Source organism: Pseudomonas sp. 910_21 (assembly GCF_052850735.1).
The window spans coordinates 1-3,796 of record NZ_VXCY01000023.1 but is presented as its reverse complement, the minus strand read 5'-3'; the positions used below and the strand labels follow the sequence as shown (position 1 = coordinate 3,796).

The following is a 3,796-nucleotide window of genomic DNA, read 5'->3' as shown; positions in this document are numbered from 1 at the left end:
ATACAAGCGACCGCCATCGCTACTGAACGGATCGGGAATGAAACGCTCGGCAGTCAGGCCTGGGCGGTCGTGGTAACCCCGGGCCAGCAGGTCGCCACCGATCATCAGCTCGCCAATCACACCGTTGAGCGGCAGGTTGCCGCTGTTGTCCAGCAAATAGATAGAGCGGCCCGGCAGGGCCTTGCCCAGTGGAATCACCGCCGGCAGCGGCTCGGTCCCCTTCAGGTAGGCACCGCAGTCATGGGCCGTGGCACTCACGGTGGCCTCGGTCGGCCCGTAGGTGTTGAGCAGGCAGGCGTGTTTCAGGCCGGCCTGTTTCCAGGCGGCCACACCTTCCGCCGGCATGGCCTCGCCCCCCAGGTTGAGCTGACGCAGGCGGCCAAAGTCCCGCGGCCCCTTGGCGGCGAAGTCCTTGCCCAGCATGAACCAGTAGGCGGTGCTCAAGTCGACGATGCTGATGCCTTGTTCGATCAGCTCGCGGTAGAAGGTTTCGCTGTCCCACAGCTCCTTGCCGCGGATCACCACCGAAGCACCACGGATCAGCGCCGGGTACAGCTGTTCGACAAAGGCATCAAAGTTGAAGGTGGAGAACTGCAAGCCACGGTCCGTAGCCGTCATGTTGAAATAGCTGGCGGTGGCCCGTGCATGCTGGCTCAGGGCGTTGTGGGTGATGCCTACGCCCTTGGGCCGGCCGGTGGAGCCGGAGGTGTACATCACGTAGGCCAGGTTTTCTGCACTGCTGCGCTCTGGCGGGTTGCCCTGCGCCATACCGGCCAGCCAGACGGGAGCCTGGTCCAGGCACAGGTACGGCACCACGAGGCCATCCTGCAAACGCTCCAGCAGCGGCGACTGGGTCAGCAGCAACTGGATGCCGCTGTCCTGCATCATGTAGTGCAGGCGCTCCTGGGGGTACTCAGGGTCCAGCGGCACATAGGCGCCGCCAGCCTTGAGCACCGCCAGCAAGCCGACAATCATGTCCAGCCCACGTTCCACGGCGATGCCCACCCGCACATCCGGGCCCACGCCCTGCTCGATCAGCTTATGGGCCAACTGGTTGGCCCGCTGGTTGAACTGGCCATAGCTCAGTTGCTCACCGGCGCACAGCAGCGCCACGGCATCCGGAGTGCGCGCGGCCTGGGCTTCGATCAACTGGTGGATATTCAGGTCTCGGCCCACTTGCCCGGCCGCCCGGCGGGACTCTTGTTCAACGGCTGCCCGTTGCCCGTCGCTGAGCAGCGAAAGATCCCCCAGGCACTGCCCGGGGTTGCCGATCATGGCCAGCAGCAGGTGCTGCAGACCCTCGGCCAGTTGCCGGATCACTGCGCCACTGAAGTGCTGGCACGAATAGCTGTAGTCGAACGACAAGCGTTCAGCGACAAACACCGACAACGTCAGCGGATAGTTGGTCTGCTCATGATTGCCTACCGCGCCAAATTGCAACTGTGCCGGCGAACCTTTCTCCAGGGCTTCGGACACCGGGTAGTTCTCGAACACCAGGATGTTGTCGAACAGGGCCTCGCCCCCCAGGCCGGCCCAGCGCTGCACGTCGTACAGCGGCGTGTGTTCAAAGTCACGCAGGGCCAGGTTGCGCTCCTGCACAGCCTGCAACCAGTCGCTGACCGACAACTGCGGACGTGGCGCGGCCACCACCGGCAAGGTGTTGATGAACAGGCCGATCTGCTGCTCCACGCCCTTGAGTTCCGCCGGCCGGCCGGACACCGTGGCGCCGAACACCACCGTGTCTTGCCCGGTGCAGCGTTGCAGCAGCAACAGCCAGGCGGCCTGCACCAGGGTGTTGACCGTGACTTTCTGCTGGCGGGCAAACTCGCCCAGGCTGCGGGTCTGGACCTCGTCGAGGGTGCAGCCATGGCTACCATGCCCCTCCTCCAGCGGCGCACGTGCACCGGTAGCAATGGCCTGGGCCAGACGGGTCGGCTCATCCAGCCCCTGCAGTTGCTGTTTCCAGAAATGCTCACTGAGGGTTGCGTCCTGGCGTTGCAGCCAGGCGATGTAGTCGCGGTAGCGCCCGGTCAAGTGCTGCGGCAATTGACCGGCATAACGTTGCAGTACTTCACCGAGCAACTGCGAGTTGCTCCAGCCATCCATCAGGATGTGGTGGTTGGTGTAGATCAGGTGGTAGCGCTGTTCGCCAGTACGCACCAGAGTCAGGCGCAACAGAGGTGCAACGGCCAGATCGAAGCCCCGTTGACGTTCGGTCGCCGCCAGGGCGTCCAGGGCTTGCGGGGCCTGTTGCGTCGAGCGCCAGTCGTGCTCAGCACACTCCGGGCTGACCTGCTTGTACACCACCTGGATCGGCGCCGGCAGCTCGCCCTGCCAGAGGAAACCGCTACGCAGGATGTCATGGCGCTCGATGGTTGCCTGCCAGGCCTGGCGGAAGCGCTCGGGATCGAGCCCGTCCACGTCCACCCGCAACTGGTTGATGTAGTCGCCGCCCTCCTCTTGATACAGAGTGTGGAACAGCATGCCTTGCTGCATCGGCGACAGCGGATAAAGGTCTTCGACCTTGGCCAGGGCCAGCGGCAAGCGGTCCAGCTGCTGCTGGTTCAAGCCGGCCAGCGGGAAGTCCGACGGCGTCGCGCCACGGTGCTCGGGCTGGCTGCAATGCTCGATCAGGGCCTGGAGCTCCTGGGCATACTCGTCTGCCAGGCGCTGGATGGTGGTGGTATCGAACATCGCCTGGCTGAAGTTCCAGCCTAGGCTCAGCTCACCGCCATAGACCTGACCGTTGAGGGTCAGCCAGTTGCCCAGGGGGGCTTGCAGGCTCTGGTCGTCGCCCTTGGCCTCATTGGCCGGGACAAACCATGCCTGCTGCTCATCGAAACTGCCGTCGAACTGGCCCAGGTAGTTGAAGGTGATGCGCGGCACCGCCAGTGCGGCGAGGGCTGTCTGTGCTTGCGCATCCCCTAGGTAGCGCAAGGCACCGAAGCCGATGCCCTTGTTCGGCACCGCCCGCAGCTGTTCCTTGATGAGCTTGATCGAGTCGGCCAGCGCCGGCTGCGGTGTCAGCTTCACCGGGAACACGCTGGTGAACCAGCCCACGGTGCGGCTCAGGTCGATGCTGTCGAACAGCTCTTCGCGGCCGTGGCCTTCCAGTTGCACCAGGGCGCTGCTGTCGCCGGTCCAGCGGGTAATGACCCGGGCCAGAGCGGTGAGCAGCAGATCGTTGATCTGGGTGCGATAGGCTGCCGGCGCGTCCTGCAACAGGCGCTGGGTATCACCCTTGCTCAGCCGGGTTTCGACACTGCTCGCGTGCTGGTTCTGCAAACCGTCGTGGCCATGGTCACAGGGCAGGTTCGGCTCGACACCCTGCAGTTGCGCCTGCCAGTAAGCCAGCTCCTGCTGCAGCGCCGCGCTGTTGGCATAGGCTTGCAATTGCCCGGCCCAGGCCTGGGTCGAGCTGGACTTGGTCGGCAGCGCCTGATTGCCCAACAGGGCTTGCAGATCCTCCAGGAGAATCCGCCAGGACACCCCATCCACCACCAGGTGATGGACGATCAGCAACAGGCGCTGGCTCTGATCGGCCAGGGTGAACAGCACGCCACGCAACAACGGGCCGGCCTGCAGGTCGAGACTGCGCTGGGCCTGCCCGGCAAACTGCTGCAACGCCTGGGCGTCGACCACATTGGCCTGCCACAGCAGTTGCACCGACTCATCGGCGTCGGCAAAGGCTGCGCTCCACATGCCCTGATGTTCGGTAAAACGCAGGCGCAGGGCATCGTGCTGCACCGTCAGGGCCTGTAATGCGCTTTCCAGGGTCTGGGCTTGCAGCGCCTGT

The 3,796-nt window shown here is 64.6% G+C and carries 1 protein-coding gene; it reads right to left on the bottom strand.

The annotated features are described in order from the left end of the window. Positions 1-3,796: condensation domain-containing protein (locus FW796_RS31780; RefSeq protein ID WP_446440693.1), on the bottom strand; the 3,796-nt coding region annotated here is incomplete at both ends.